Annotated in this window: 16 protein-coding genes; 3 read left to right on the forward strand and 13 right to left on the reverse strand. The window is 72.0% G+C overall.

All coding sequences use genetic code 11. The annotated features are described in order from the left end of the window. Positions 1 to 273 precede the first annotated feature (273 nt). Positions 274 to 1,185 carry an NAD-dependent protein deacetylase gene (locus tag ACWC0C_RS09195; RefSeq protein WP_450862797.1) on the forward strand — a complete coding sequence of 304 codons (912 nt, stop codon included), beginning with the start codon at positions 274 to 276 and terminating at the stop codon, positions 1,183 to 1,185. A gap of 106 nt (positions 1,186 to 1,291) precedes the next feature. On the opposite strand, the gene ACWC0C_RS09200 is transcribed toward ACWC0C_RS09195, so the two are convergent. Then, entirely contained in the window at positions 1,292 to 2,272 is a 981-nt protein-coding gene (locus ACWC0C_RS09200; RefSeq protein ID WP_450862799.1) for a DUF1259 domain-containing protein, read from the reverse strand. A 343-nt stretch (positions 2,273 to 2,615) separates the two neighbouring features. On the opposite strand from ACWC0C_RS09200, the gene ACWC0C_RS09205 reads away from it, so the two are divergent. Further along, positions 2,616 to 3,374, forward strand: a complete 759-nt coding sequence (locus ACWC0C_RS09205) for a polysaccharide deacetylase family protein (protein ID WP_450862800.1) — start codon at positions 2,616 to 2,618, stop codon at positions 3,372 to 3,374. A gap of 333 nt (positions 3,375 to 3,707) precedes the next feature. On the opposite strand, the gene ACWC0C_RS09210 is transcribed toward ACWC0C_RS09205, so the two are convergent. From ACWC0C_RS09210 to ACWC0C_RS09250, 9 genes are all read right to left on the reverse strand, one after another. Further along, complete coding sequence (locus ACWC0C_RS09210; RefSeq protein ID WP_450862802.1) at positions 3,708 to 4,424, reverse strand: putative quinol monooxygenase; 717 nt, start codon at positions 4,422 to 4,424, stop codon at positions 3,708 to 3,710. Positions 4,425 to 4,469: 45 nt separating this feature from the next. Next, positions 4,470 to 8,063, reverse strand: a complete 3,594-nt coding sequence (locus tag ACWC0C_RS09215; RefSeq protein WP_450862803.1) for a helicase HerA domain-containing protein — start codon at positions 8,061 to 8,063, stop codon at positions 4,470 to 4,472. A 273-nt stretch (positions 8,064 to 8,336) separates the two neighbouring features. Beyond that, entirely contained in the window at positions 8,337 to 9,569 is a 1,233-nt protein-coding gene (locus ACWC0C_RS09220) for a hypothetical protein (RefSeq protein ID WP_450862805.1), read from the reverse strand. Beyond that, positions 9,566 to 11,302, reverse strand: coding sequence for a dynamin family protein (locus ACWC0C_RS09225; RefSeq protein ID WP_450862807.1), 1,737 nt, complete (start codon positions 11,300 to 11,302; stop codon positions 9,566 to 9,568). Before ACWC0C_RS09225 ends, ACWC0C_RS09220 begins: the two co-directional genes overlap by 4 nt. 5 nt (positions 11,303 to 11,307) lie before the next feature. After that, a complete protein-coding gene (locus ACWC0C_RS09230; RefSeq protein WP_450862809.1) occupies positions 11,308 to 13,353 on the reverse strand; it encodes a dynamin family protein in 2,046 nt (681 codons plus the stop codon). A 108-nt stretch (positions 13,354 to 13,461) separates the two neighbouring features. Next, on the reverse strand, positions 13,462 to 15,030 hold the full coding sequence (locus ACWC0C_RS09235; RefSeq protein WP_450862810.1) for a hypothetical protein: 1,569 nt from the start codon (positions 15,028 to 15,030) through the stop codon (positions 13,462 to 13,464). Then, entirely contained in the window at positions 15,020 to 15,595 is a 576-nt protein-coding gene (locus tag ACWC0C_RS09240) for a hypothetical protein (RefSeq protein WP_449196564.1), read from the reverse strand. Before ACWC0C_RS09240 ends, ACWC0C_RS09235 begins: the two co-directional genes overlap by 11 nt. Further along, entirely contained in the window at positions 15,592 to 16,359 is a 768-nt protein-coding gene (locus tag ACWC0C_RS09245; RefSeq protein WP_450862812.1) for a hypothetical protein, read from the reverse strand. The genes ACWC0C_RS09240 and ACWC0C_RS09245 overlap by 4 nt, the downstream gene beginning before the upstream one ends. A 132-nt stretch (positions 16,360 to 16,491) precedes the next feature. Further along, entirely contained in the window at positions 16,492 to 17,190 is a 699-nt protein-coding gene (locus ACWC0C_RS09250; RefSeq protein WP_450862814.1) for an RNA polymerase sigma factor, read from the reverse strand. 321 nt (positions 17,191 to 17,511) lie between these two features. Between ACWC0C_RS09250 and ACWC0C_RS09255 the strand changes: the two genes are divergently transcribed. Continuing rightward, entirely contained in the window at positions 17,512 to 18,183 is a 672-nt protein-coding gene (locus ACWC0C_RS09255) for an HAD family hydrolase (protein WP_450862816.1), read from the forward strand. Positions 18,184 to 18,294: 111 nt separating this feature from the next. Here ACWC0C_RS09255 and xdhC read toward each other — a convergent pair whose 3' ends face one another. The 3 genes from xdhC to ACWC0C_RS09270 are packed head-to-tail and all read right to left on the reverse strand — an operon-like array spanning position 18,295 to position 23,025. Then, a complete protein-coding gene (xdhC, locus tag ACWC0C_RS09260; protein WP_449196560.1) occupies positions 18,295 to 19,104 on the reverse strand; it encodes a xanthine dehydrogenase accessory protein XdhC in 810 nt (269 codons plus the stop codon). A gap of 1 nt (position 19,105) precedes the next feature. Next, positions 19,106 to 21,553 carry a xanthine dehydrogenase molybdopterin binding subunit gene (xdhB, locus tag ACWC0C_RS09265; RefSeq protein ID WP_450862818.1) on the reverse strand — a complete coding sequence of 816 codons (2,448 nt, stop codon included), beginning with the start codon at positions 21,551 to 21,553 and terminating at the stop codon, positions 19,106 to 19,108. Continuing rightward, a complete protein-coding gene (locus tag ACWC0C_RS09270; protein WP_449196558.1) occupies positions 21,550 to 23,025 on the reverse strand; it encodes a xanthine dehydrogenase small subunit in 1,476 nt (491 codons plus the stop codon). Before ACWC0C_RS09270 ends, xdhB begins: the two co-directional genes overlap by 4 nt. Positions 23,026 to 23,162 lie beyond the last annotated feature (137 nt).

The raw sequence follows: 23,162 nt of genomic DNA on the forward strand, positions 1-23,162 counted from the left end.
GGGCGACGCCCGGCCGCAGGCCGGAGGGACCGGGACACCTGATGAACTGGAGGGTGGCCGCGGGCATCGTCACCAAGGTGGGCGCCGCGATGTCGCCGGACGATCTGGGCGACCTCGACGCGGCCAGTGTGGTGGGGACAGAGTCGGCCGACGGCCGTCCATCCTCGACACCGCTGCGAAGCACCGGGCGTGCGCCGGGCATGCGGTCGCTTCGGCAGCCGACCGGCAAGGACACCAAACGACGGAAGTCAGCCTGTTTCGTACCCTGGCTGCATGCGCATGCGCCCCACCCTGAGCTGGACCCCCACCGAGGACCTGCCGCCGGGCACCACGGATCTCGAACCGGTCGCCGATGTGCTGAGCACCGGCGGTGTGCTGGTACTCAGCGGGGCGGGCATCTCCACGGAGTCGGGCATCCCCGACTACCGGGGCCAGGGCGGGAGCCTGAGTCGGCACACCCCGATGACCTACCAGGACTTCACCGCAAGCGCCCAGGCCCGGCGCCGGTACTGGGCGCGCAGCCACCTCGGCTGGCGCACCTTCGGTCGCGCACGCCCCAACGCCGGGCACCGGGCCGTGGCCGCGTTCGGGCGGCACGGCCTGCTCTCGGGTGTGATCACCCAGAACGTGGACGGCCTGCACCAGGCCGCCGGCAGCGCGGGCGTCGTGGAACTCCACGGAAGCCTGGACCGGGTTCTGTGCCTTTCCTGCCGTGCCCTCAGCCCGCGCCGTGAACTCGCCCGGCGGCTGGAGGCGGCCAATGCGGGCTTCGAGCCGGTGGCCGCCGGAATCAACCCGGACGGCGACGCCGACCTCACCGACGAACAGGTCGGGGACTTTCGTGTGCTGCCCTGCACGATCTGCGGCGGCGTACTCAAACCGGACGTGGTGTTCTTCGGCGAAGCCGTTCCGCCGCAGCGGGTCGAAAACTGCCGCCGGCTGGTCCGTGAAGCGGCCTCGCTGCTGGTCCTGGGCTCCTCGCTAACGGTGATGTCCGGGCTCCGGTTCGTCCGCCAGGCGGCTCAGGCCGGAAGGCCGGTGCTGATCGTCAACCGGGATGCGACCCGGGGCGACCGGCACGCCCTCACCCGGGTCGCGCTCCCGCTGGGCGAGTCCCTCACCACCGTGGCCGGCCGGCTGGGCATCCCCGTCGACGGCCCGGCTGCGGCCGGGGTGACGTCGTGACGCTGGCGGGGCATCACCGCAGTTCACCACGCCGGCCTTTCGGGGCGCCGTAGAGCCGCAACGCCGGTGCAGGAACGGCTCCGGTGCTCACCCCACGCTGTCCCTCTCAGGGACTGGTGGCGAGGTTGGTGGCCGCGCTGGCCGTCCGGAGGGTGCGGGCCAGGGACACGGCGTCGCCGATGGCCCAGAGGTGGAGGTAGAAGAGGCGGGGATTGTCGCTCAGAGCGTGATTGTGCAGCTCGACGACCTTGATACCGCCGTCCCGCAGGACCTTGATGACCCGCTGGACCTCGTCGGCGATCATGACGAAGTCCCCGCTCACCGCGGCACGGCCGTTGCCGACGGAGTGGAAGGTGAAGGAGGTGGTCACACCCATGGCGGGCGCAACCACGCGGTTTTCGTCGCTGATGGTCTCCTTGCGGGCGAAGGAGAAGCGGTAGCCGTCCTCGCTCACGCCTTTCGCGCCGAGCGCGGCGTCGATCGCGGCGGTGTCGAGACCGGGCGGTGGCGTCCTGTCGGGGTCCCGGGGCCCGGGGGTGGCGGTGGCATCCAGGCAGGCTCGCATGGCGAAGGCCAGGGCCACCGGGTCGGTGGAGATCCCCCGGAGGTGCGTCCACCACAGGGTTGGGCGGTGGGCGAGCAGATGTTTGTGGATCGCGCACTGTTCCAGGCCTTGGGCCTGGAGGGCATCGGTGACCCTCTGCAGCTCCGCCTCGGTGGCGACCACGTCGCCCATCATCATCGTGCGGCCGTCAGGGTAGCGGGCGAAGGCCGCGTACGACGCCTCCACCAGGCCGCTGACCCCATACGAGGACACGTTCAGGTCGTACCGGGGAAACGTGACCCGGTACACGATGCCGTCCGCGCCCAACCGCCCAGCCCGGTCGAGTTCCTCGGCCACCGGCTCCCAGTCCGCCGGGCGCGTCACCACGGGGCGCAGCAGCCCCCCGGGGACTGCTCCCCTCGTGTCCCGCGCATGGGTCAGAGCCTGTGCCACAGGGGCCTCGGTCAGGGCGGAGGCCAGTGTGCCGCCCGCGAGGAAGAAGCCACGCCGCGATGTCTGAAAGGTGCTGCATTCCGGCTTCATGTGTCGTCCCCTTGTTCTCCGGCTGATTGTTCGGGCCAGACCGGGATAGCGGCTCTGGCGGCCGGGGTGTGGGCGACACGACCGAGTTTCGCCTGGTCGTGGGAGACCGGGTACGGCGTTCTGCGCCCTCGCCGTTCGTGGTCCAGCGCGCGGCGGCTCCTCCCCTGCGGGGAAGCTTAAGAACCGGTATGAGGCGGAGATCTTCGCCCGGCTCTCCCACCTAGGCGTTTTACGGAGAACTTAGCTGTTTCTGGCGTTTCTCACACTCATCCTGCGATGCCGGATCCGGTCGGAGCGGCGACCCTGAAGACACGACCGCCGTGCTGCCATCGAGGTGGGTGCCATGCCTGCAAGGACAGGGCGGCGGCGCGTGATGACGGCGGCAGCCGCATGCGCGGCCGCGGCCGCGCCGCCGACCGCCGCCGCGCTCCCCCGCGCGCCCGCCGGACCCTCCCGATCCGCCGTCGCGACATCGGCTCCCGTCGTCGACTGCCGGGTCGCCAAGTGCGTCGCCCTGACCTTCGACGATGGGCCGACCGCCTACACGGTGCCCATTCTCGCGACACTGGAGCGCCGGCATGCCGTCGCCACCTTCTTCCTCATCGGGCCACGGGCCCTGCAGTACCGGAACGTTGTCCTCAGGGAGCAGCGCGACGGTGACGCGATCGGTGATCACACAGTCACCCACCCACGCCTCACCCGCCTCCCGGCCGCCCGGATCGACCGTGAGCTGGACACCGCGGCGGCGCAGATCGCCTCGGTCACCGGGCACCGCCCGAGCCTCTTCAGGCCCCCCTTCGGAGCCTGGAACGCCAGGGTGCGGGCGGCGGCCGGTGCGGCGCGGCTGTCGGTGGTGATGTGGAGCGTCAGCGCCAAGGACTGGAAGAACCACAATGCCCGCCTCATCGAGCACCGGGTGCTGACCCTCGTGCGACAGGGAGCGATCGTCGTCCTGCACGACCGCTACGCGACAACCCCGCCGGCGGTCCCCACCATCGTCCGCACGCTCCAGTCGCGCGGTTACGTCCTGGTGACGGTGCCCCAGCTGTTCGCCACGTCCGCGGGTCTGCACCCCGGGTCGGTGTACCACCACGGTCCATAGCGGCGGTGGTACGGGCGACGAGTGGGACGTCGACACGGCGGTCGACGCCGGCAAACAGGCCGTCACGGTGCCGGCGGGGCGGGCGGGGCGAGGACCCGGTTGTGCCGGCTCTCAAGCCGCCTCGTGCTCCGGCTGCACGCCTGATGCGTGCGGTGGAGGCATCGTCCGACCGGGGTGTCGTAGCCCTCGGGCAGCGCGCTGACGAAGTCATGGGCGTCCGCCGCGACGGCGGCGGCGCGCGCGTCGGCCTCGGAGGCCTCGGTACGGCCGTAGGTGTGTTGCCGCGGACCGTGCCGTCGAGAAGCATGCTGCCCTGTAGGTACACCCGTTCCATCACGGGGTGTCCACCACCGGCATACGAGAAGCCGGCGGCACGTCCTCGGGAGATCGGCCAGGCCCCGGCGCCGATGACGGCCAGCACACTGGACGTCTCGACCAGTTCACCCATCGGCCCGTACACCGACGCTCGGTCTGCTGCCGGCCGTAGGCCTGCACCCGGGACTGATCGCGGCTCGCAGCTGGCCGACCGTGTTGAGGCACCGCAAACGCAGGGGACTTGTCGCGGGGGAAGCCGGCGCGGCCGGCGTATGGCACCGGCTCGGTCTCGATCTCGATCACCTGCGCCGGTCCCGCCCGGAACGCCGGGCTGGCGGCATCGGCCTCGACCATGTGGGGGGTGACGTCGTGCGCGGCCAGCGCTTCCCGCGACGCCCATTGCTCGACGAGCACGAACCGATCCGGATCGCCCACCACTCGGTGCAGGTCGTATTGCAGGCATCTTTCCTCGGCCCGAACGATCGGTGCGAGCCGCTCATAGGCGTCGACCTGCTCCTGGCCGCGGCCGGGGAGGGCGGTGATCAAGACGTGGAGTCGAACAGGCTGTGACATGCGGCGAGGGTAGATCAACAGGCAGGGCGGGCACATGTAATTCCGATAGGTGAGCAGTCGGCCTGGGGCCTGGACCAGTCGCGATGTCCTCGGGTGGCGGAAACGGAGCACGGGGAGGCCACCGCGGTGTGCGGCGGCTCCCCATGGCGCATCCCGGCGCATCCTTCATGAAGTACCGCGACCGGTCCTCCCGGAGCACGTAGGCGCTCAGTCTCGTGGTTTCGGGATGGCCGGGACGGCGATCAGGGCCTGCAAGACGTCGTCGGGGGTCGGCTGGTTTTCGTGGGATACGGACTGGGCGACCAGGCAGTAGAGCAGTTCGCGGCGGGCTGTGGGGTCGGGGAGTGCGGTCCAGGTGGGGTGCAGGGCCGGGTCCTCGGCGGCGGCGCGTTCCAGGGCGCGGACGCGCTGGGAAGCGGTGGTGGGGGCGGTGGCTCGGGCCGCGAGTTTCCCGGCCAGGGCCGGCAGGTGCCGGGCCGCCTGGGGTTCGTACAGACAGCGGGCCGGGCAGTCGGCGCAGCCGGGGTGGGGGTTCACCGGATGGTCGGCGACGAGCGTGCGCAGGGAGCGGTGGGTGTCGGTGAAGCGCATGCGGGTGGTCTCGTCGAGGGTGTCGGCGGCCAGCCAGGCGGCGCAGAGGCGGGCCAGGGCGCGGGATGCGTGGTCCACGGCGAGGAGGCGGTCGGGGGCAGGGAGGCGGACAGTGCCGTCGGCGGCGCGGGCACGGTCGTCCTCGCGGGTGCGCAGCCAGCGGTGGCCGGCCTGGGTGGCGGTGCAGTAGAGGCGGCCCGTACGGGTTTCCTCGTCCTGGACACGGGTGCCGGTCTGCCAGGCTTCGCGCCAGATGGTCCAGGCGTCCCAGGCCTGCTCCGGATCGGTCTCCCGCAGAACCGCCTCGAAGAAGGTCAGGAGCGCGGGGTGGGTGGGGGCGAGGTGGCGGGTGGTCGGGCGGTAGGTGCAGGGGCGGGGGCATTTCACGCAGGCGGCGTTGCGGTGGAGGTACGTGCGGTCGGCGGCGCTGTCGGGGACGGTGTCGGGCACTGTGCCGGGATGCTGCGCGGTGATGGCGGTCAGCGCTGCCGCGTGCATGCGGTCGTCGTGGACCACGGCCTCGCCGGGCGGGAGCGTGGCGAGGTGGCGGCTTTGGGCGTCGTCGAGGTTGGTGGCGGCGGCGACGGCCGCGCGGTCGTCGTGGGCGGTGAGCCGGTGCAGGATCTTGACGTTGGAGTTCTTGAGCGTCTCGGGGGCGAGTTTGGACGGGATCTGGTCGGCGACGATGAAGCCCTCTCCATAGGCGCGCATCTCGGCGAGCAGGTCGGTGAACAGGGTGACGGCCTTGGCCTGGGCGTCGGGTGACTCGGCACTGGCCGCGCTGCGCCCGGCCCGCAGCAGGCGGTGCGCCTCCTCGATCAGGGTCAGGTGGCGCAGGCTGCTGGGCGCGTCGGGGCGGGGCTGATGCTGACGGGACTCGGCGTGTTCGTACAGGAGGCTGAGGAGCAGGGCCATGACGAAGGCCTTCTCCTCGTCGTCGCCGAGGTTGCGCAGTTCGATCACGCAGGGCCGTTCGAACAGGTCGCGTGGGTCGAGGCTGCGCCGGGTGTCCAGGGCCAGGCCCTTGGCGCCGACGAGCAGGCTGCCGATGCGGGAGCGCAGCGCGGCGCCCATGTTCTGGTGCACCTCGGGGCCGTACCCCCGGCGTTGCAGCACTTCCTCGATCTTGTCGTGCAGGTCGCGCAGGCGGGGGGTGAGGGCGGCGCGGTCCTCGGACGAGGGGTTGGTGCCGAGGGCGTCGTTGAGGGAGGTGTGCAGGTTCCAGCCGCGCTCCTCGTACACCTCCAGCAGCGCTTCCTCCAGGACGTAGGACATGCCGGCGAACATCGGGAAGGCCGCGTTGAAGACCGCTTTGAGCAAGTCGATGTGGCGCAGCAGGGGTACGGAGTCGACCGGCGCGAGGGGGTTGAGGCGCAGTGGGAGCACGCCGTCGGTGCCGATGGCGTAGACGCGCAGGCGGCCGCGGAGTTCGGGGTGGGCGGCGAGGGCGCGGTACTCGGCCTTGACCGGTTCGATGACGAGGAACGGCACGTCGAGGCGGGTGTGGGCCTGGGTGAGGATGCCCTTGGCTGTGGTCGTCTTGCCGTAGCCGGTCATTCCGGCGATGAGGACGTGCCGGTTGAGGGCCTCGGCGGTGAGGGTGACGGGCTGCAGTGGCCGGCCGAGCGGGTCGAGCAGCTGTCCGAGGTGCACGGCGGCGCCGGGATCGTCGGGCCCGGGCGGTGCGGTGAGCGCGAACTCGCCGGTCTCCCGCATCGGCACCCCGGCGATCTCGCGTTGCGGCGGTCCGGTCAGGACGGCCAGTTCGGCGGAGGTGACGCAGGTGCCGAGGGAGTCGAAGGCCGCGCCGAGCGGATGCGCGGGTCCGCCCAGGGCGGAGCGCAGGTACAGGGAGCGGGCGCCGGTCATGGCGGCGCGGACGGCCCACGGGTCGGGACGCAGGACGCGGATCGGGTCGAGTTCGGTACCAGGGCCCGTGCAGATGCCACGCAGGGCGCCGGTGACCGCGGCGAGGGTGGTGTCGCCGTCGGCGGCCACGTACACCGAAAGCCGCCACCAGCCGTCGCCCCTGGCCCCGGTCATCCGGTCGAGGTGGCGCTGGAGCACTTCCTCGCAGGCCTGTGCGTTCGCGTCGAGGACCTCCATGGTGGCGCCGCGTGCCACGGTGCGGCTTGTCCCGGTCTCGCTCGTCGTCGAGCGGGACGGTCCTGCCATGGCGGCGGGCAATGCGCTGAGTCCCGTCATGGCGGCACCCCCGAGGCCCATCGCACGGCGCCGCGGCAGGGACACGACGGCACTGCCTGCCGCGGTGCAGAATGCGCCCAGCACCGCGAGGTATCCGGCCGTGTCCGCGAGAGCGCCCTGTGCTCCGCCTTCCATGTGGGACTCGCCGTGGGACGCCGAGACGCCGTCGGACCGGGAGATGGAGAGGGTGCGCCGCACATGGGCGTGGGTGTCGCCGCGCAGCCGGCGGGTGCGGTCCAGCGTCTCGTCGAGCACGTCGGCGCCGAGCGGTTCGGCGACCGTCACCAGCGCGTAGCGGCGTCCGCCGAGCGCCGCGGCCAGCCTGTCCATGCTCTGCAGCGTCCGCCCGGCGACGTCGGTGCGGGCCGACGGGATGCCGGTGACGACGGCGAGCGCGGGCGCGGAGTGCAGGAAGGCCGCCACATCCGACAGGGCGGGTTGGTCCGGGCTGCTGGTGCCGCTCAGCGGGAGGGCGGGGCCGAGGCGCAGTCCGGGGAAGTGCGCCTGCAGTGCGCCTGCTTGTCCGGCGAGGAAGTCGGCGGCGCTGCCGCCGCCCGCTCCGGCGGTGCGCCGCCCGCCGAAGAAGACCCGGTGGCCGGTGCCGTCGCCGAACAGGACGGAGACAGTTGCCTGGCCCGGGGTGTGGCAGGCCGTCAGGACCTGGGTCATCGCGGGGCCGGGCGGCACCTGGGTGTGGGGGCGGCCCAGACCCAGCACCTCGTGCAGCAGGGGCCGGGCGTGTCCGTCGGAGGCGGGGGTGACGTGCCAGCGGGACGGCTCGAAGGCGGTCAAGTGGCGGCGCTCCAGCAATGCGAGCATGAGTTCGGGCAGGTCTTCGGCGGCCCAGGCCGCGTCGAACGCCTCGGTGGGCCCGAGGGCGTCGGCCGTCACCGCCCCACCGGGGGTGACGGGGGGCAGGGCGGGAAGGTCGGGAAGCGCGGTCATCGGGGCCTCCGGCGGATGACGGGCGGGCAGGGCGGACGGTTCGGCGGGCGGCGCTGCCACGGGCGGGGCGATGTGGTGGGCGGCAGCGGTGCCGCGGGAGTACCGGGGGACGGGTGTACCGGGGGACGCGTGTACCGGCGTACGGGAATACCGGGGTACGGGGAGTACTGGGGTACGGGAGTACCGGCGCACGGGGCGATCGGGGTTCCCTGTCGGCGTCGTACGGATGCTTCACGTCGGCACATGACGGCGTGGGCTCAGGGGCGAAGGGTTCGGCGATGCCGGTCACGGCAGGCAGGAGCGCGGATCCACGAGCGCGTGCTGCCCCCAGCTCTACGGGCGTTGCCAGGGCGGGATCTCGTCGTACGGGGAGGTGCCCGGCGGAGCGGTGCCCGCAAGGCTGCCGGAGCCGACGGGTTCATCGGGACCGGAGAGGCCCTGCGCACTGTCAGGGCCCCCAGCGGCGCCGAGCCCACCGGCGGCGCTCGTCGCCCCTCCCCCGCCGACCGCCGGCACAGCCTGCACGCTCCCGTCGGGTCTCCCCCGGAACCATCCCCGCAGGCTCGGCCACCAGCTCGCCCCGCATGCGAGGTCCAGGCCGGGATCCGTGCTCTGCCACAGGGTGCCGAGGCGGGGCGAGAGTGCCGAGCGCAGCGGCCACACGGCGCCAGGGCCGCCGACCACGATCACCGGCGCCTCCGCGTCGCCGGCGCCGGCGCCGAGGTCCCGTACCGCCCTCTGCACCGCCAGGGTGAGACCGGCTACGGCGGGTCCGGTCCCGGGGTCCGCGATGAATTGACGTGGCGTCAATTTCAAGGGCGTGTAGAGGATGTCGGCCAGCGGCCCCGCCCAGGTCACCTGGCGGTCCGGGTCGCCGAGCCGGAGCCCGGTCGCGAACTCCTCGACGCCGTCCAGCACCGCGAGGACCAGCGGCCCGAGGACGGCCGGGGGGCAGCGGTCGAGCACGCGCCGCAGCAGTGCGCTGCGCCAGGTGCCGGTCCCGTCGGCGCGCCGCAGGGCACCCACACGGGTGATACGCCGCCCGTCCGCCGTGTCCTCCAGGCGGTACGCGCCGGTGAGACTCCAGGTATCCCCCACGGCGACGGCTACGACCGCCCGACCGCCTGGGCCGCCGGTGAGCCAGCGGCACAGCAGCGCATCCGTCGGGCCGACCGGTTCGGCCTCCGGCCAGCACTCGTCCGCCTCGCCCGGGCCGGACGGCGGGACCGCCACACACGTGCGGTAGCCGTGCAGCGCAACCGGTGGCACCTCCCCGAGGTAGCGGGTGAGGCGGCGGTGGAGTCCGGCTCGGAATTCGGGGGACCAGGCATCGCACCGCCACCCGTACAGTTCGGTGTCCGCGTCCGTGGGCCGTACCCCGACCAGCCGCTGCGCCGCGGCCTCGCTGCCCCAACGCCCTTCCGTGTCAGCCGCGTTGGGAACCGAGCGGCGCACGCCGTCCCCGACGGGGGCCGGCCGGGCGGCGGGCCCGTCGCCCTCGCGGAGCACCACCGTGGTCCGCAGATGTTGCGGGTCGATCCCGATGACTCCGACCACACCGTTCATCTCGTGTCCTCCGACATGACCGTCCCGCCGGACCGTGGTGCGGCCATCTCCGCAGCGGCTGCCGTCAGCCGCTCCGCTTGCGCCCGCAGATGGTCATGCAGCCGGTCGAGCGCGGCCGTCGGCCGGGGGTCGGTGACGGGCGCAGGCACCGGCAGCGGGGTGCAAGCCTTCGTGAACAGGCGGGTCACGGCGGGCCTTCTGGCCTCGAGGGCCCGCGCCGCGTCCTCGGCCGCGCGCAGGGCGTCGGCCTTCGCACCCTCGCGATCGCGGCCGACAGCGACTTCGGCGGCGGATACGGCCCCGGTGAACGATCCGGCGAGCGCGCCGAGGACCGTGCCGACCCCGGGCAGCAGCAGGGTGCCGAGGGCGGCCCCGAGCGCCCCGCCCGCTCCCCCGCGGGCCACCCCGAGCGGGGTGTCGGGCACGTTGAGGGTCAGCGTGCCGGGGTGGAGCGTGCGGCCGAGCGCGGTCCGTACGTCGGCGCCGGGCAGCCGGTGCTGCTCCTCCTGCGCCACCTTCGTGACGGCGGTCATGAGGTCGTCGGCGAGGGCCTTGCAGACGTGCTCGACGCGCTGGTTGAGCGAGGCGACGTACCGTCCGTCGCGGGACAGGGGGCCGCTGTCGCCCATTTCGGCGGCGACTGCGGGCCCGCAGCGCTGCACCTCGCGCCCGCGCCGCTCGAAGCATGTCGCGATGAGCCGCGCCGTCTCATCCCGCATCCGTTCGGCGCGTACCGCCGCCGCCTTCCGCTCCAGCTCGGCCCTGCGGCGCTCGCTCGCCCGGTTCTCCCGGTGCAGCCGGGTGCGCCGGTCCGCGGTCTCGTCGGCGAGCCGGTCGAGCACCAGGGCGGCTCGGTGCAGGCGTACCGCACGCACCCGCGGGTGCGTGCGCAGACCGAGGGCGTCCAGGTGCTGACGTACGTCGCTGAGGCCGAAGCCAGGCCCGCGGTCCGCGCTGCCGGATGCCGCCCGGGCCGAGACGAACACGACCACGGCGGCCGTGTCGTCGAGCGCGGCGATCCGCGCGCGGAAGTAGTCGGCGCGGCTCAGGAACCGCCCCCAGTCCGCCGTGGTGTCCTCGGGCAGAAAGGCGTTGACGACGAACAGCGCCGCGCCCGTCCCGGTGCGCTCCCGGTGTTCGCGCAGGAACTCGGTCTCACCGACCGAGAGCGGTCGCCGCGAGTCCACCACCCACACCAGCGCGTCGGCGGTATCGGCGGTCCGTACGGCCCGCTCGTGCACGGCGGTCGTGTCGTCGATGCCGGGCGAGTCGATCCAGCAGGACCCCTGCGTGGCCGGTCCGCCGTCCGTGACGGTCACGCGGACCTCACGCACGGCATGGACGGCCTCGCGGTACTCACCGTCCGCGCCGACGAGGGAGACGACACCGGAGAGCGCGGCACGCCCGAAGGCGAGTTCGACGTCGCCGTCGACGGTCTCGGCGACGGCCCGATCGCGGGGACCGCTGGTGATCCGGCAGGGCACGCCGGTCTCGGGAAAGTCGTCGGTCGGCAGGAGGTCGCGGCCCAGCAGGGCGTTGAGCAGCGTCGACTTGCCACAGCTGAAGTGCCCGCCGAACACGACGGTCGTGGCCGGCGCCTGCGCCCTCCGCACGCCCGCGAGCACCCTCCGCTGCACCTCGGTCGTGTACGCGCCACCATGCTGTTCGGCGAGTTGCCGCCGTAGCGCCGCGGGCAGATCGGGCGTGCCGATCCCGTCCCAGGGGTACGTCATCGTGCTCACCCCTGTTTGGCGACCGTGAGGGCCGCTTTGAGGGTCGCACGGTGCTCGGTGAGCTGCTCGGTAAGGGCTGCCAGCTCGGTGAGGGTCTTGGCGCGGGCGGCGCGGTCGGCCTGGTTGAGCTTGATGATGTCCTCGACGTTGCGCCGCTCTTCGTCCACGACCTTGCGGAACTCTGCCGTGACGGCCGACTCCATCGCGTCGAAGTTGCGCCGCAGCTCCTCGGCGATCTTCGGGAGCATCTCCGCCCGCATCTTCGGCAGTTGTGCCTCAGCGTCGGCCAGCACCTTCCTCCTGGCCTTCTCCACCAGTCCCGAACCGCCGACGAGGATGCTGCTCACCGCGGCCACCGCCAGCGCCACCGGCCAGAACACCGCCGTGCCCACAAGCCCCGCCACGGCCAGGACGAACCCCGCGGTCAGGCCGCCGGCCGCCGCGCCCACCGCGCCGCGCAGTCCGCCCGCGCCGCCGCCGAGGGCGCTGGGGAGATCCCCGATGAGGACCGAGCCGACCGCGGTGAGCAGCCTCTCCTTGGTGGTGACCACGCCCTTCCCGCTGGCCTCGGGGCGCCAGCCGGTCAGCTCCAGGTGGATGTCCTCCAGCTTGGCGCTGATGAGCGTCGCCTCGGCCTCGATCTCCTCGGACAGGTTCTCGAGCACCGGGCCGATGTCGTCCAGCGCCTGCCCGGACGCCCACTGCTTGACCTGGTTGTCGAGGTAGCCGCCCACCTCCTGGTAGAGCTCCGTCACCAGCTTCTTCTGCTGGAAGACCTTCAGGAGATTGTCGCCCGTGGGCGGCTGCACGGTATCGAGATGGCCGGGCAGGTCCTGGAGGATACGGGCGTGCAGCGACTGGAAGCTCGCGGACAAGGTCGCCTCCGCCTCACGGCGCGCCCGCCGGAACACCGGGGCCAGCTTGCCGGGGCGCGTGGACAGTTCGTCGAGGCGCGGCTGCACCGTCCGGTACGCGGCGAGCAGCTGCTGCTGGTCGGCGGCCACCGCGGCCCGCCGCTGCCCGATGTGCTGCTCGATGCCGTCGGCGAACCCGCCTGCCTGGGTGGCGAACTTGCCCAGGTGGATCTGGAGCCGTTCCCGCTGCAGATAGGCACCCAGATACTGCTCGAAGTCGGTGAGTCCGGAGCGTACAGCGTCCGTCTCGTCGCCTCCGTAGCGGGCCTCGCGGGCGGCCTGGGCGTCGACGAAGAAGACGCCCTGTGCGGTGAGGTCCCGCTCGGGGGTGTACTTGGGGCCGCCCAGCTCCTCGTGCACGTACCGGTTCCAGATGAACGCCCGCAGCCGTTCGTCGACGCGGCGGCCGTTCCACAGGTTCACGACGGAGAAGACGCTGGCGCCGCCGTCGACGGCCTTGGCGGCGTTCATCCGCTCGCCCTTGCCCATGGCGGCACTGGTGCTGTAGACGACGATCGCGACATCGCAGCGGCGTACGGCCTCCAGGGTGATCCCGTCGAGTTCGCCCTCGTCGTCCAGGCCCGGCGAGTCGTAGATCGTGAACCCGTCGGAGCACAGCAGTGCGGGAAAACCCATCTCGAACTGGCGTATCGGCTCGAACCGCTCCCTGTTCTCGTCCCGGTCCACGCCGAGCGCGGATTCGTTGAGATAGCGGCCGAGCGTCCAGGTCTCGCTCTTGCCGGTCTTCGACCAGGCGCGCACGTACGGCTCATCGGCGTAGCGCACCTCGGTGAGGACCGCGGTCGCCGGCAGGTCGTCCACGATCATGGGCCCCTGGTGCCCGTGCAGCTCGACCGGCCTGGTCGTGCCGCCGAGCAGGGCGTTGAGCAGGGTCGACTTACCGTTCTTGAAGCGGCCCATGATGAGGATCTTGAACGTATCAGCGCGCAGCTGCTGGCCGGTCTCCCGCAGTCCGGCCGCCGTCTCGGTCATGCTGAGCGCCTGGGCGATCCCGGTCAGTCCCACGATCGCCTCACCGGCCTTGGTCCGGGCGGCTTCGACGGCGGGGCGGAGTTTGTCACCGAGCGTGCTCTTTGCTGGCGTCTTGGGCACAGCGCTCTCGTCTGACTGCGGCATGGGGACGTTCCTTTCACGGTGAGCGGGGCACCGGCGGCGCTCGCGGTGTGCGGAGCAGGCAGGCCGGGGCCCGGGGAGAGGAGAGCGAGAACGGGCGGTCCGGCCCGTTCAGGTTCCGGTCGCCGCCCGCAGGCGGTCCCGCAGCTCGGTGACGCGTTGGCGCGGTGTGACAACGGCTGTGTCGGAGGGCGCTCCGGCCGCTTGCTGCTCGGCGCGGCGTACGGCGGCGGCGAGTTGCTGGTCGAGGGCGTCGAACGTGGCGGCGGCGTCGGTGCGGGCCGACTCCGCCGCGCCGCGCAGCCGGTCGCGGACGGTGTCGCGGATTTCTCCGACGCGCTGGGCGACGTCCCGTCGGGCCTCGGCCGCCGCTCGCCGTCCGTTCCCCTGTCCCACGAAGTGGGCGCTGGCCGCGCCGCCTGCCGCGCCGGCCGTCCCGAGCGCGAGGGTGAGCAACGGGTCGTCGCTCGTCGCGATCGCCGCGCCGACGCCGATCGCGACGGCACCCACCACAGCCCGCGACGGCCATGCGGAACGGCCGCCCTGAGCCGGGCGGTCATCGGTGGGCCGCGCCGCGCGGTCGAGCCCCTCGAAGCCGACGGCAAGGCATCCGCCGCTCAACAGCCATTCCCTGTACGGCATTTCGGCTTCCGTGACACCGTCGATCACTTCCCAGTCGAGCTCGTCGGCGAGGTGTACGAGGTCGCGGCGGTCCTCTGCTGTGCGGCGGGCGGCAAGCTCGCGCGCGGCCGCGGCCCATCTGCGCAGCTCCCGGTCCAACCGGTCGCGCACCGGCTGGGCGTGGCGCGGGTGCCGCCGGGCGTCCTCGCGCAGGGCGCTGAGCAGTTCCTGCTCCAAGACGTCCAGGGAGGCCTCCAGTTGCCGGGTCAGCGTGGCGCGGTCCTCGTCGAGCCGTTTGAGCCAGCGCCGGCGCAACTCCGCGGCCTGCGTGCGCGCCTGGGTGAGCCGGCGCGCGGCCGTCCCGGCTTCGCCGGCGGGCTGCTGGTGCTCGGCGGTGTCGGCGGCGTGTTCCATGAGGTCCAGCAGGTGCGCCGCGCGCCGGGCCTGGAGCTCGGCACCCGCCGCGCCGGGGCCGTCCGACCAGGTGGCCAGCCGGTCCGCGTCGCGGGCGAGCCGTGCGGCCAGGAACGCGGCGGGCTCGGCCGACGGGTCGGCCCACAGCAGCACCCCGTACTCGGCGAGGTCCTGTCCGGCCCAGGCGAGCGGTGCGTCGGCGAACAGAGTGCGCCAGATGCCGCGCTGGACGAGGTCGAGGTCGTCGGGGCCGGTCAGGACCTCGGCGTGGCTCAGTACGGCAAGGCCGCTGCCGGCGGGCCTGCGCACAATGGCCGCGGCGGCCTCGACGGCGGCGGGCGTGAGCAGTTCACCGCAGCGCAGCACGGCCAGGGCGCGGTTGGGGTACAGGGCGAGCCCGGCGTCGGCGTCGATGTCCTCCAGCGCGGTTACGTCGATCCGCGCCGCGCCGGGCCGTTCGGCAAGGCGGCCTCGCAGCTGCTCGGCCCCGCTGTCGCCGGCGGCGGCGAAGAGCCGTACGGCCTGGTCGTCGGCGGCGGGCAGAGCGGCGGCGAACTCCACGACGGGGCGCCAGCCGCACTCCTGGGCCAGCGCGAGCGCGTCGGCGATGGTCTGCTCGGCGGGCAGTGCCTTGTCATCGGTCATCGGGGCGCACCTCCTGCGACGGGTCGATGCCGAGCCAGCCGAAGAAGTCCGGGGCGAGCGCCGCGTACCAGGGCAGCAGTTCGGCACGGAGCACGAGCGGCAGCAGCTCACCCAGCTCGTCGCGCTCGGCGCGGGAGGCCGCCTCGCCCCCCAGGAATCGGGGGGCGGCCTGCGCCATCACCTCGTCGAACATGCGCAGTTCCTCCCGTACGGAGGCGATCGGGCGGCCGACGGGGGCCAGGGTGAGGGGGCCGGTGAGCGGGGCACCGGTGAAGCTCGCCACGGCGGTGAGGTTGTAGGTGAGCAGGGCGTGCCGTTCAGCGTCGATGACCCACCAGCGGTCGGGGGCGCCGACGATCTGCGGGCGGCCCGGCTCCCGGCGGGACGGCGCGGCGAAGGCGGCGTAACCGGGGCGTGCCCAGCGGAGGGTGGGCAGCGGAAGCGAGACCATGTGCCCGACCGGCACCTCGTCGCGGGTGAGCCGGTGCGTGGTGAACTCCTTGCGCACCCGGTCGTACGGGGTGGAACGGCCTGCGGCCGGCTGCTCGGGGCGGGAGTTGTTCACGGTGTCGTCCTCGTCGCTCGCTGATGCTGTTCTGCTGTCTCCGCCACATCCGTGGCCGCGCCGATCGTGTCACCGCGCCCGGTGCCGACCAGATCCGTGACGACGGCGAGCCCCCCGGCCTCCAGCCAGCCGGACGCCAGGTCGGCGGCGCTGACGAAGCGGGCTTCCTGGCCGGTGCCGCTGTCGTTGATGTAGAACCCCTGGATCCCCCCGGTGGCCGGGGCCCTGGCGACACCGGTGACCTGCACGGCATGGTTGGCCTGCCCGTAGTCCCAGTAGTCGGCGTCGTTCCACAGCACGCCGGCGTTCGCGGCGATGATCGCGGCGCGGCCCTCTTCGAGCATCGCCGCGAGCTCCTCCAGGGAGCGGTACTCCATGACGGCCGCGGGCACCCCGAGATCACTGAGGATGCGGGCCTGCTGCTCCATGGTGGTGCCACCGCACTCCGCGGCGACGTCGGAGACATGGCACAGGCCGTTGCGGACCGCGTGGTCGACCACGTCGTGCTCGGTGACCTCGATGCCGAACCAGCGCAGTACGCCCTCACAGGCGCACAGCCCGCAGGTGCCGAGGAAGCCGTAGCCGTTCTGGCCCTGGCGGTGTCCCGACGCGGCGGCGCCCTCCACATCACCGATGACCAGCGTCTCGCTGCCGTCCGGCAGGGTGTCCAGGTGACGCGGGACATCGCCGTCACGGACGAAAGCCACCTCGGGGCCACCTGGGGTGTCGGCCTCCCACAGGCGGGCCGGGATGCCCGTTTCCATGTGCTCCTCCCATCGGCCGGAAGAATCACTTGTTCAGACCCGAACGAGCTGCCCGCCTTACACATATGACGATCCATCAGAAAATTCGGCGCGCCCCGTAGCGAACCTGCTTGTGGAACGCGAGGTGGCGGACTACTCCAGGAGCCTGAGGTGCGCGACAACCTTCCCGCAGGCGCCCCGCAGGGCGCTGCGCCAGCCTCGCGCCCGGTAGCCGGGCTGCTCGCGCAGCACCAGGGCACGGAAGGCCGCCTCCTCCGCGGGGCTCAGCGGGTCGGCCGCCTGCGCGGCCGCCGCCGCGCAGGCCGCGGCGAGCGCCTCGGCCCCACCGAACCGCTCGGGCCGGCCCAGCAGAAGGAACACACGGAGCTTGGGCACGGCCCGGGTGTGTGCCACGGCGCAGCTGACGGCGCCTACCCCGAGCCGTTCGGCGAGCCGCTCCCAGCCGTCATCGGGGCGGACCAGGCGGTGCCGCACCACCTCGTACTCCAACTCCCCGAGCACACCGGCGCGTCGGGCCTCCAGGACCGCATCGCCGATCCACGAGGTGTCGGCGCAAGGAGTGTCCGAGTCGGCGACGAGCAGGGCCGCGGCCGCGTCGTCCCACCCGGCCTGCCGCGCCCGCTCGTTGGCGGCCTCGCCCGCCATCCGGGCCGCCTCGCGCCGGGCTATCGCCATCACCCAGGTCAGGAACTGGGCATCGCCCCGGAAGGCCGGATACCCGCGCCAGGCCCGCAGGGCCACCCGCTGTAACAGATCCTCGGCATCCTGCCTGCTGCGTGTGGCCCGACGGCAGTACGCCCCGACCACCAGCCGCGCCTCACTCCAGGCCACGGCGAACTCCCGCTGCGAAACCGCCCTTGCCGGCATCGCCCACCCCCACGCGCCCCGCTTCTCGCGAGCAGCAGAGTGCCGTAAACGCATATGCGTAGGAAATGGTTCCGCAGAGTATTCTCGGAAATTGGCCGCGCACGTGAGCCTCCCTCACATTTACTCGACCATGCGTTCCATCCGGAATCCAGGGAAAGAGAACGTCCGTTCGCATAATCGCCACGCCAGGAAAGGCCACGGCCTTGCCCAACGTAGTCCCGACCGCTTATGCCGCGCCGTCCACCGGCGCCTGATGGGTTGCCCGGTGCCTGGCATGATCAACGTGTGACCAGTGAATCCATGCAGCCCGGCCGCCGCACAAGGTACGTCCTGTTCGATGTCGATGGCACGTTGATCGACGCCCTGGAGAACCAGCGCCGGGTGTGGCGAGCGTGGGCGGAGCGCTACGGACTGGACCCGGACGAGGTCTACAGGGTGGCCCTGCGGACCAGACCCACCGAAACCTTCGCGCAGGTCGCCGCCTGCCACGATCCGCACGAGTGCCTGGCCGCGCTGCACGAGCTGGAGGACGAGGACGTCCGATCCGGCTGCTACGCGGCCTTCGATGGTGCGGCGGAGGTGCTGCGCGGCCTGCCGCCGGGTTCCTGGGCGCTGGTGACCTCGAACTACGAGCACCGGGTGCGCGGCCGTTTCCTGCGGACGGGCCTGCCGGTACCGGGCCTGATCGTGGACGCAGCCGCTGTCGAGGAGGGCAAGCCCTCTCCCGTTCCGTATCTGCGGGCCGCTGCCCGACTGGGTGCCGAGCCGGGAGACTGCCTTGTCATCGAGGACGCCCCGTCCGGAGTGCGGTCCGGGCTGCGTGCCGGTATGACGGTGTGGGGCGTGAACTCCGCTACCGCGGTGGAGGGCGTGCACCGCCACTTCAAGAGCCTGCGCGAAGCAGTCCCGCACATCCTGGACTTCGCGTCCGAATCCCGCGGAAACACCGTGGCCTGAGCCCGTCCGCCGACACCGGGCAGGGTTGTGGTGGGGCGGTCGCGCCGACAGGGTGCCCCGTATGTGTTCGTTCGCACGAGCGCGGGGCACCCCGTCGATCCGGTTGGAGAGTCAGTTCTCCTCGGTTTCGAAAGTGCGCAGCAAATCGGCGGCGACGCTCACGGCAATTGTCGCGGGTTCCTTGCCGGTGATGTCGGCCAGCCCGATCGGAGTCTTGATCCGATCGATGGTGGCCTCGTCGTGACCGCCCTCGGTGGAAAGGCGTTTGCGGAACCGCACCCACTTGGCCGCCGACCCGATCAGCCCGATGGAGCCGAGATGGGTCGTGCGCAAGGCGGCGTCGCACAGAGCGGCGTCCTCGGCATGATCATGGGTCATGATCAGGATGTGGGTGCCGCGCGGCAACTCCTCCAGCACCTCCTCGGGCAACAGCGGCGTATGGTGCACGTGCACCTGCGCCACCGCGTCTGCCAGCACGTCGAGCCGCTCCTTGGTGAGGATGTCGGCGCGCGTGTCGATCAGATGGAGGTCGAGGTCCTGACGTGCCAGGATGCGCGCCAGTTCCAGCCCGACGTGCCCGACGCCGAAGATCGCCACCGCTCGTACCACCGGCAGCGGTTCGAGCAGCACCGAGACCGTACCGCCGCAGCACTGCACGCCGTGCTGGTTGGTCACCTTGTCGTTCAGGGCGAAATCGATCAGCTCCGGCTCCGGCTTGGACGCGGCGATGATCTCCCGAGCGCGGTCGATCGCGACGGCCTCGACATTGCCGCCACCGATCGAGCCCCACGTCTCGGTCTGCCCTACGACGAGTTTCGCACCGGCGTCGCGCGGGGCATGGCCGCGCACGGTCGCGACGGTCACCAGCACGCCGGCCTCCCGGCGTGCCCGCAACCGTGCGACCGCGGCGACCCACGTCATGTCAGGCACCGCTCAGCGCTTCTGCGTCGGTTCGGATCTTGCCGTTGGCGGCATTTCCGTTCATGGCGTGGCCGTTGGCGGCAGACCCGTTCACGGCGTGACCGTTCGGCGAGGTGTCACCCTGCCGAGCCGCCTGGATCGCCCAGTACACCGCCTCCGGCGTCGCGGGCGAGGCCAGATCGACGCTGACCCCGCTCGGCCCGAACGCCGCGGCGGCCTGCCGCAACGCCTCGCGCACCGAGAACGCCAGCATCAGCGGAGGCTCACCCACCGCCTTGGACCCGTAGACCGCGCCCTCCTCGGTGGCGTTCTCCAGGAGCGTGACGTTGAACTCCTCGGGCATCTCCGAGAAGCTCGGCAGCTTGTAGGTGCTCGCGGCCTGGGTCTGCAGCCGACCGCGGTTCGGGCCGTCGCTGGTGTCCCAGCGCAGGTCCTCGAGCGTCAGCCAGCCCGCGCCCTGCACGAAGCCGCCCTCGACCTGACCGATGTCGATCATCGGCGAGAGGCTGTCGCCGACGTCGTGGACGATGTCCACGCGGCGAATCCGGTACGCGCCGGTGAAGCCGTCGACCTCCACCTCGGTCGCCGCGGCGCCGTGGGCGAAGTACTTGAACGGCGAGCCCCGGAACGTCTTCGCGTCCCAGTGCAGCCCCTCGGTCCGGTAGAAGCCGGACGCCGACAGCTGCACTCGCTGGAAGTACGCGGTGTGCACCAGGTCGTCCCAGGCCAGCTCCTTGTCGCTGCCCAGGGCACGCGCGACGCCCTCGACGATGCGCACGTCCGAGGCGTTCGCACCCAGCTGGCTGGCGGCCACCTGCAGCAGTCGCCCGCGCAACTGCTCACAGGCGTTCTTGATCGCCCCACCGTTGAGGTCCGCACCGGAACTGGCGGCGGTGGCGGAGGTGTTGGGCACCTTGTCGGTACGCGTCGGGGCGAGGCGCACCTTGTGCAGCGGGATGCCCAGCGTGGTCGCGGCCACCTGCATCATCTTGGTGTGCAGGCCCTGGCCCATCTCGGTGCCGCCGTGGTTGATCAGGACCGAGCCGTCCTTGTAGATCAGCACCAGCGCGCCGCCCTGGTTGAAGGCGGTGAGGTTGAACGAGATGCCGAACTTGATGCCGGTGATCGCGAGGGCCCGCTTGGTGTTCGGGTGCGCGGCGTTGAAGGCCGCGATCTCGCGCTTGCGGTCGGCGATGCCGGCGTCGTCCTGCACCTGCTGCCAGATCTTGGAGATCCGCTCGGCCTGCGTGACCGGCTGTCCGTACGGCGTCGTCTGGCCCTGGCCCGGCTGGTAGAAGTTGCGTTCCCGCAGCTCCATGGGGTCCAGGCCGAGCTGCGGCGCGCAGCGGCCCAGGATGTCCTCGATCACCAGCATGCCCTGCGGTCCGCCGAAGCCGCGGAAGGCGGTGTTGGAGACCGTGTTGGTCTTGGCGATGCGACCGGCGACGCGCGCGTTGGGGATCCAGTACGTGTTGTCGATGTGGCACAGCGCGCGGGCCAGGACCGGCTCGGACAGGTCCAGGCTCCAGCCGCCGTCCGCGACCAGGGTGGCGTCCAGGGCCTGGATGCGGCCGTCCGCGTCGAAGCCGATCTTCCACGTGGCGTGGAACCCGTGCCGCTTGCCGGACATGGTCAGGTCCTGGGTCCGGTTGAGCCGGAACCGGACCGGCCGACCGGTCAGCTTGGCGCCGAGCGCGGCGACGGCCGCGAACCCGTGCGGCTGCATCTCCTTGCCGCCGAAGCCGCCGCCCATCCGCAGGCACTGCACGGTCACCTCGTGGGCGGGCACACCGAGCACGTGCGAGACGATTTCCTGGGTCTCCGACGGGTGCTGGGTGCTGCTCTGGATGAACACCTGCCCGTTCTCGTCGACCTGGGCCAGCGCCGCGTGCGTCTCGAGGTAGAAGTGCTCCTGACCGGAGAACTGGAACTCGCCGGTGAACACGTGCGCGGAGTCTGCGAAGCCGGCGTCGATGTCGCCGTGCACCATCAGGGGCTGGGCGCCGTGATAGCTGCCCGCCGCGATGGCCTCCTCCAGCGTGACCAGGGAGGGCAGTTCCTCGAGTTCCACCTCGACGGCCGCCGCACCGAGCCGGGCCGCCTCCAGGGTCTCGCCGAGCACCCAGGCGACCGCGTGGCCGTGGAACATGACCTCGTCGGGGAACAGCGGCTCGTCGTGCTTCATGCCGGCGTCGTTGACGCCGGGCACGTCGGCACCGGTCAGCACGCGGACCACGCCGGGCACGGCGAGCGCGGGCTCGGTGCGCAGCGCGGTGATCCGGCCGCGGGCCTTCATGACCTGGACCGGGTACGCGTGCAGCACGTCCTTGGTCCGCTGGACCAGGTCGTCGGTGTAGAGCGCGGTGCCGGTGACGTGCTGGAAGGCACTCTCGTGCGGCATCGAGACGCCGACGACGGGCTTCTCGGGGCGCTCGGACAGATGACTCATGACGACACCGCCTCGGTGGTCTGCGCGTACAGCTTGAGCAGGCTCTGGCCCAGCATCGCGGAACGGTAGAGGGAGCTGGCGCGATGGTCGTCCATCGGCGTGCCCTCGCCCCGCAGCACCCGGGCCGCGGCCTCGACGGTCTCCGCCGACCACGGCTTGCCCTCCAGGGCCGCCTCGGTGGCGAGGCCGCGGATCGGGGTGGCGGCCACGCCGCCCAAGCCGATGCGTGCCTTGCGGACGGTCCCGTCCTCGATGTCGAGCGCGAAAGCGACCGCCACGCTGGAGATGTCGTCGAAGCGCCGCTTGGCGATCTTGTGGAAGGCCGTGACCGGCGACAGCGGCAGCGGGATGCGCACCGCGCGGATCAGCTCGCCGGGACGGCGCACGCTCTGCCGGTAGCCGGTGAAGTACTCCGCGAGCGGGACCACGCGCTCACCGTCGGCGTCGGCGAGCACCAGCGACGCCTCCAGCGCGAGCAGTACCGGCGGGCTGTCACCGATCGGGGAGCCGGTACCCAGGTTGCCGCCGAGGGTCCCACTGTTGCGGATGAGCCGGGATGCGAACTGCGGGAACAGCTCTGCAAGGAGCGGGACTTCGCCGTCGAGGCGACGTTCGATCTCGGTGAGCGTCACCGCCGCCCCGATCTCGATGTGGTCGGATTCGACGCGCAGCTCCCGCAGTTCGGGCAGCCGGTCGATGGCGACCACGCAATCCGCCCGGCGGGAACGGATGTTCACCTCGACGCCATAGTCGGTGGAGCCGGCGACCACCACCGCGTCGGGTCGCTCGCGCAGCAGCTGCAGCGTTTCGGCCAGGGTTTCCTTCCGCAGGAACGCGCTGCCGTCCTGGGTGTACTCGGTGGCGACCGGTGCGGGCGGGGCCTGCTCGCGACGCTGTGCCAGCGGATCCTCGTCCGTGGGCTCACCGACGGCGAACGCGGCATCGCGGATCGGGCGGTAGCCGGTACAGCGGCACAGGTTTCCGCTCAGCGCGTGCAGGTCGAAACCATTCGGACCGTGCTCGTGGTCGGTGCTGCCGGCCGAGTCCGAGTCCGATTCCGCGTGCGCACAGCGGTCGGGCCGGTAGTACTCGGAGGCCATGCTGCAGATGAATCCCGGCGTGCAGTAACCGCACTGGGATCCGCCGCGGACCGCCATCTCCTCCTGCACCGGGTGCAGGGTGGGCGCCGTGCCGGGTTCGCCGGGGGTGGCGAGGCCCTCGGAGGTGATGACCTCCTGACCGTCGAGCGCCGCGGCCGGGATCAGGCAGGCGTTGACCGCCACCCAGTCGGTGGGCTTGTTCACCCCGGGCCGGGCCACCAGGACCGAACAGGCGCCGCACTCACCCTCGGCGCAGCCCTCCTTGGTGCCGGTGAGGCCACGCTCGCGCAGAAAGTCCAGCGCTGTGGTGTGGGGCGCAGCCGGTGAAATCGGTGTTTCTTTCCCGTTGACCGTGATCCGCGCCGCTACCATGACGGGCCTTCGTTCCGGTTAGAGATCTGTCGATTCATCATGTTGGCCAATTTCAGGCAGCTTTCTGTGTTCAGACGCGCCACGCGAGAGAAGGGGGCGCAAAGCGGCACGCAACAGCGACATGCTGGAAGATGATG

The sequence above is a fragment of the Streptomyces sp. NPDC001709 genome (assembly GCF_053596375.1).

Coding starts and splice junctions, on each gene's coding strand:
- ACWC0C_RS09230 (WP_450862809.1), bottom strand. CDS start 13,353: ATGCCGCAGTCAGACGAGAGCGCTGTGCCCAAGACGCCAGCAAAGAGC.
- ACWC0C_RS09220 (WP_450862805.1), bottom strand. CDS start 9,569: ATGAACGGTGTGGTCGGAGTCATCGGGATCGACCCGCAACATCTGCGG.
- ACWC0C_RS09245 (WP_450862812.1), bottom strand. CDS start 16,359: ATGGAAACGGGCATCCCGGCCCGCCTGTGGGAGGCCGACACCCCAGGT.
- ACWC0C_RS09235 (WP_450862810.1), bottom strand. CDS start 15,030: ATGACCGATGACAAGGCACTGCCCGCCGAGCAGACCATCGCCGACGCG.
- ACWC0C_RS09195 (WP_450862797.1), top strand. CDS start 274: ATGCGCATGCGCCCCACCCTGAGCTGGACCCCCACCGAGGACCTGCCG.
- ACWC0C_RS09205 (WP_450862800.1), top strand. CDS start 2,616: ATGCCTGCAAGGACAGGGCGGCGGCGCGTGATGACGGCGGCAGCCGCA.
- xdhB (WP_450862818.1), bottom strand. CDS start 21,553: ATGAGTCATCTGTCCGAGCGCCCCGAGAAGCCCGTCGTCGGCGTCTCG.
- ACWC0C_RS09200 (WP_450862799.1), bottom strand. CDS start 2,272: ATGAAGCCGGAATGCAGCACCTTTCAGACATCGCGGCGTGGCTTCTTC.
- ACWC0C_RS09210 (WP_450862802.1), bottom strand. CDS start 4,424: ATGCGCCGGGATGCGCCATGGGGAGCCGCCGCACACCGCGGTGGCCTC.
- ACWC0C_RS09225 (WP_450862807.1), bottom strand. CDS start 11,302: ATGACGTACCCCTGGGACGGGATCGGCACGCCCGATCTGCCCGCGGCG.
- xdhC (WP_449196560.1), bottom strand. CDS start 19,104: ATGACGTGGGTCGCCGCGGTCGCACGGTTGCGGGCACGCCGGGAGGCC.
- ACWC0C_RS09270 (WP_449196558.1), bottom strand. CDS start 23,025: ATGGTAGCGGCGCGGATCACGGTCAACGGGAAAGAAACACCGATTTCA.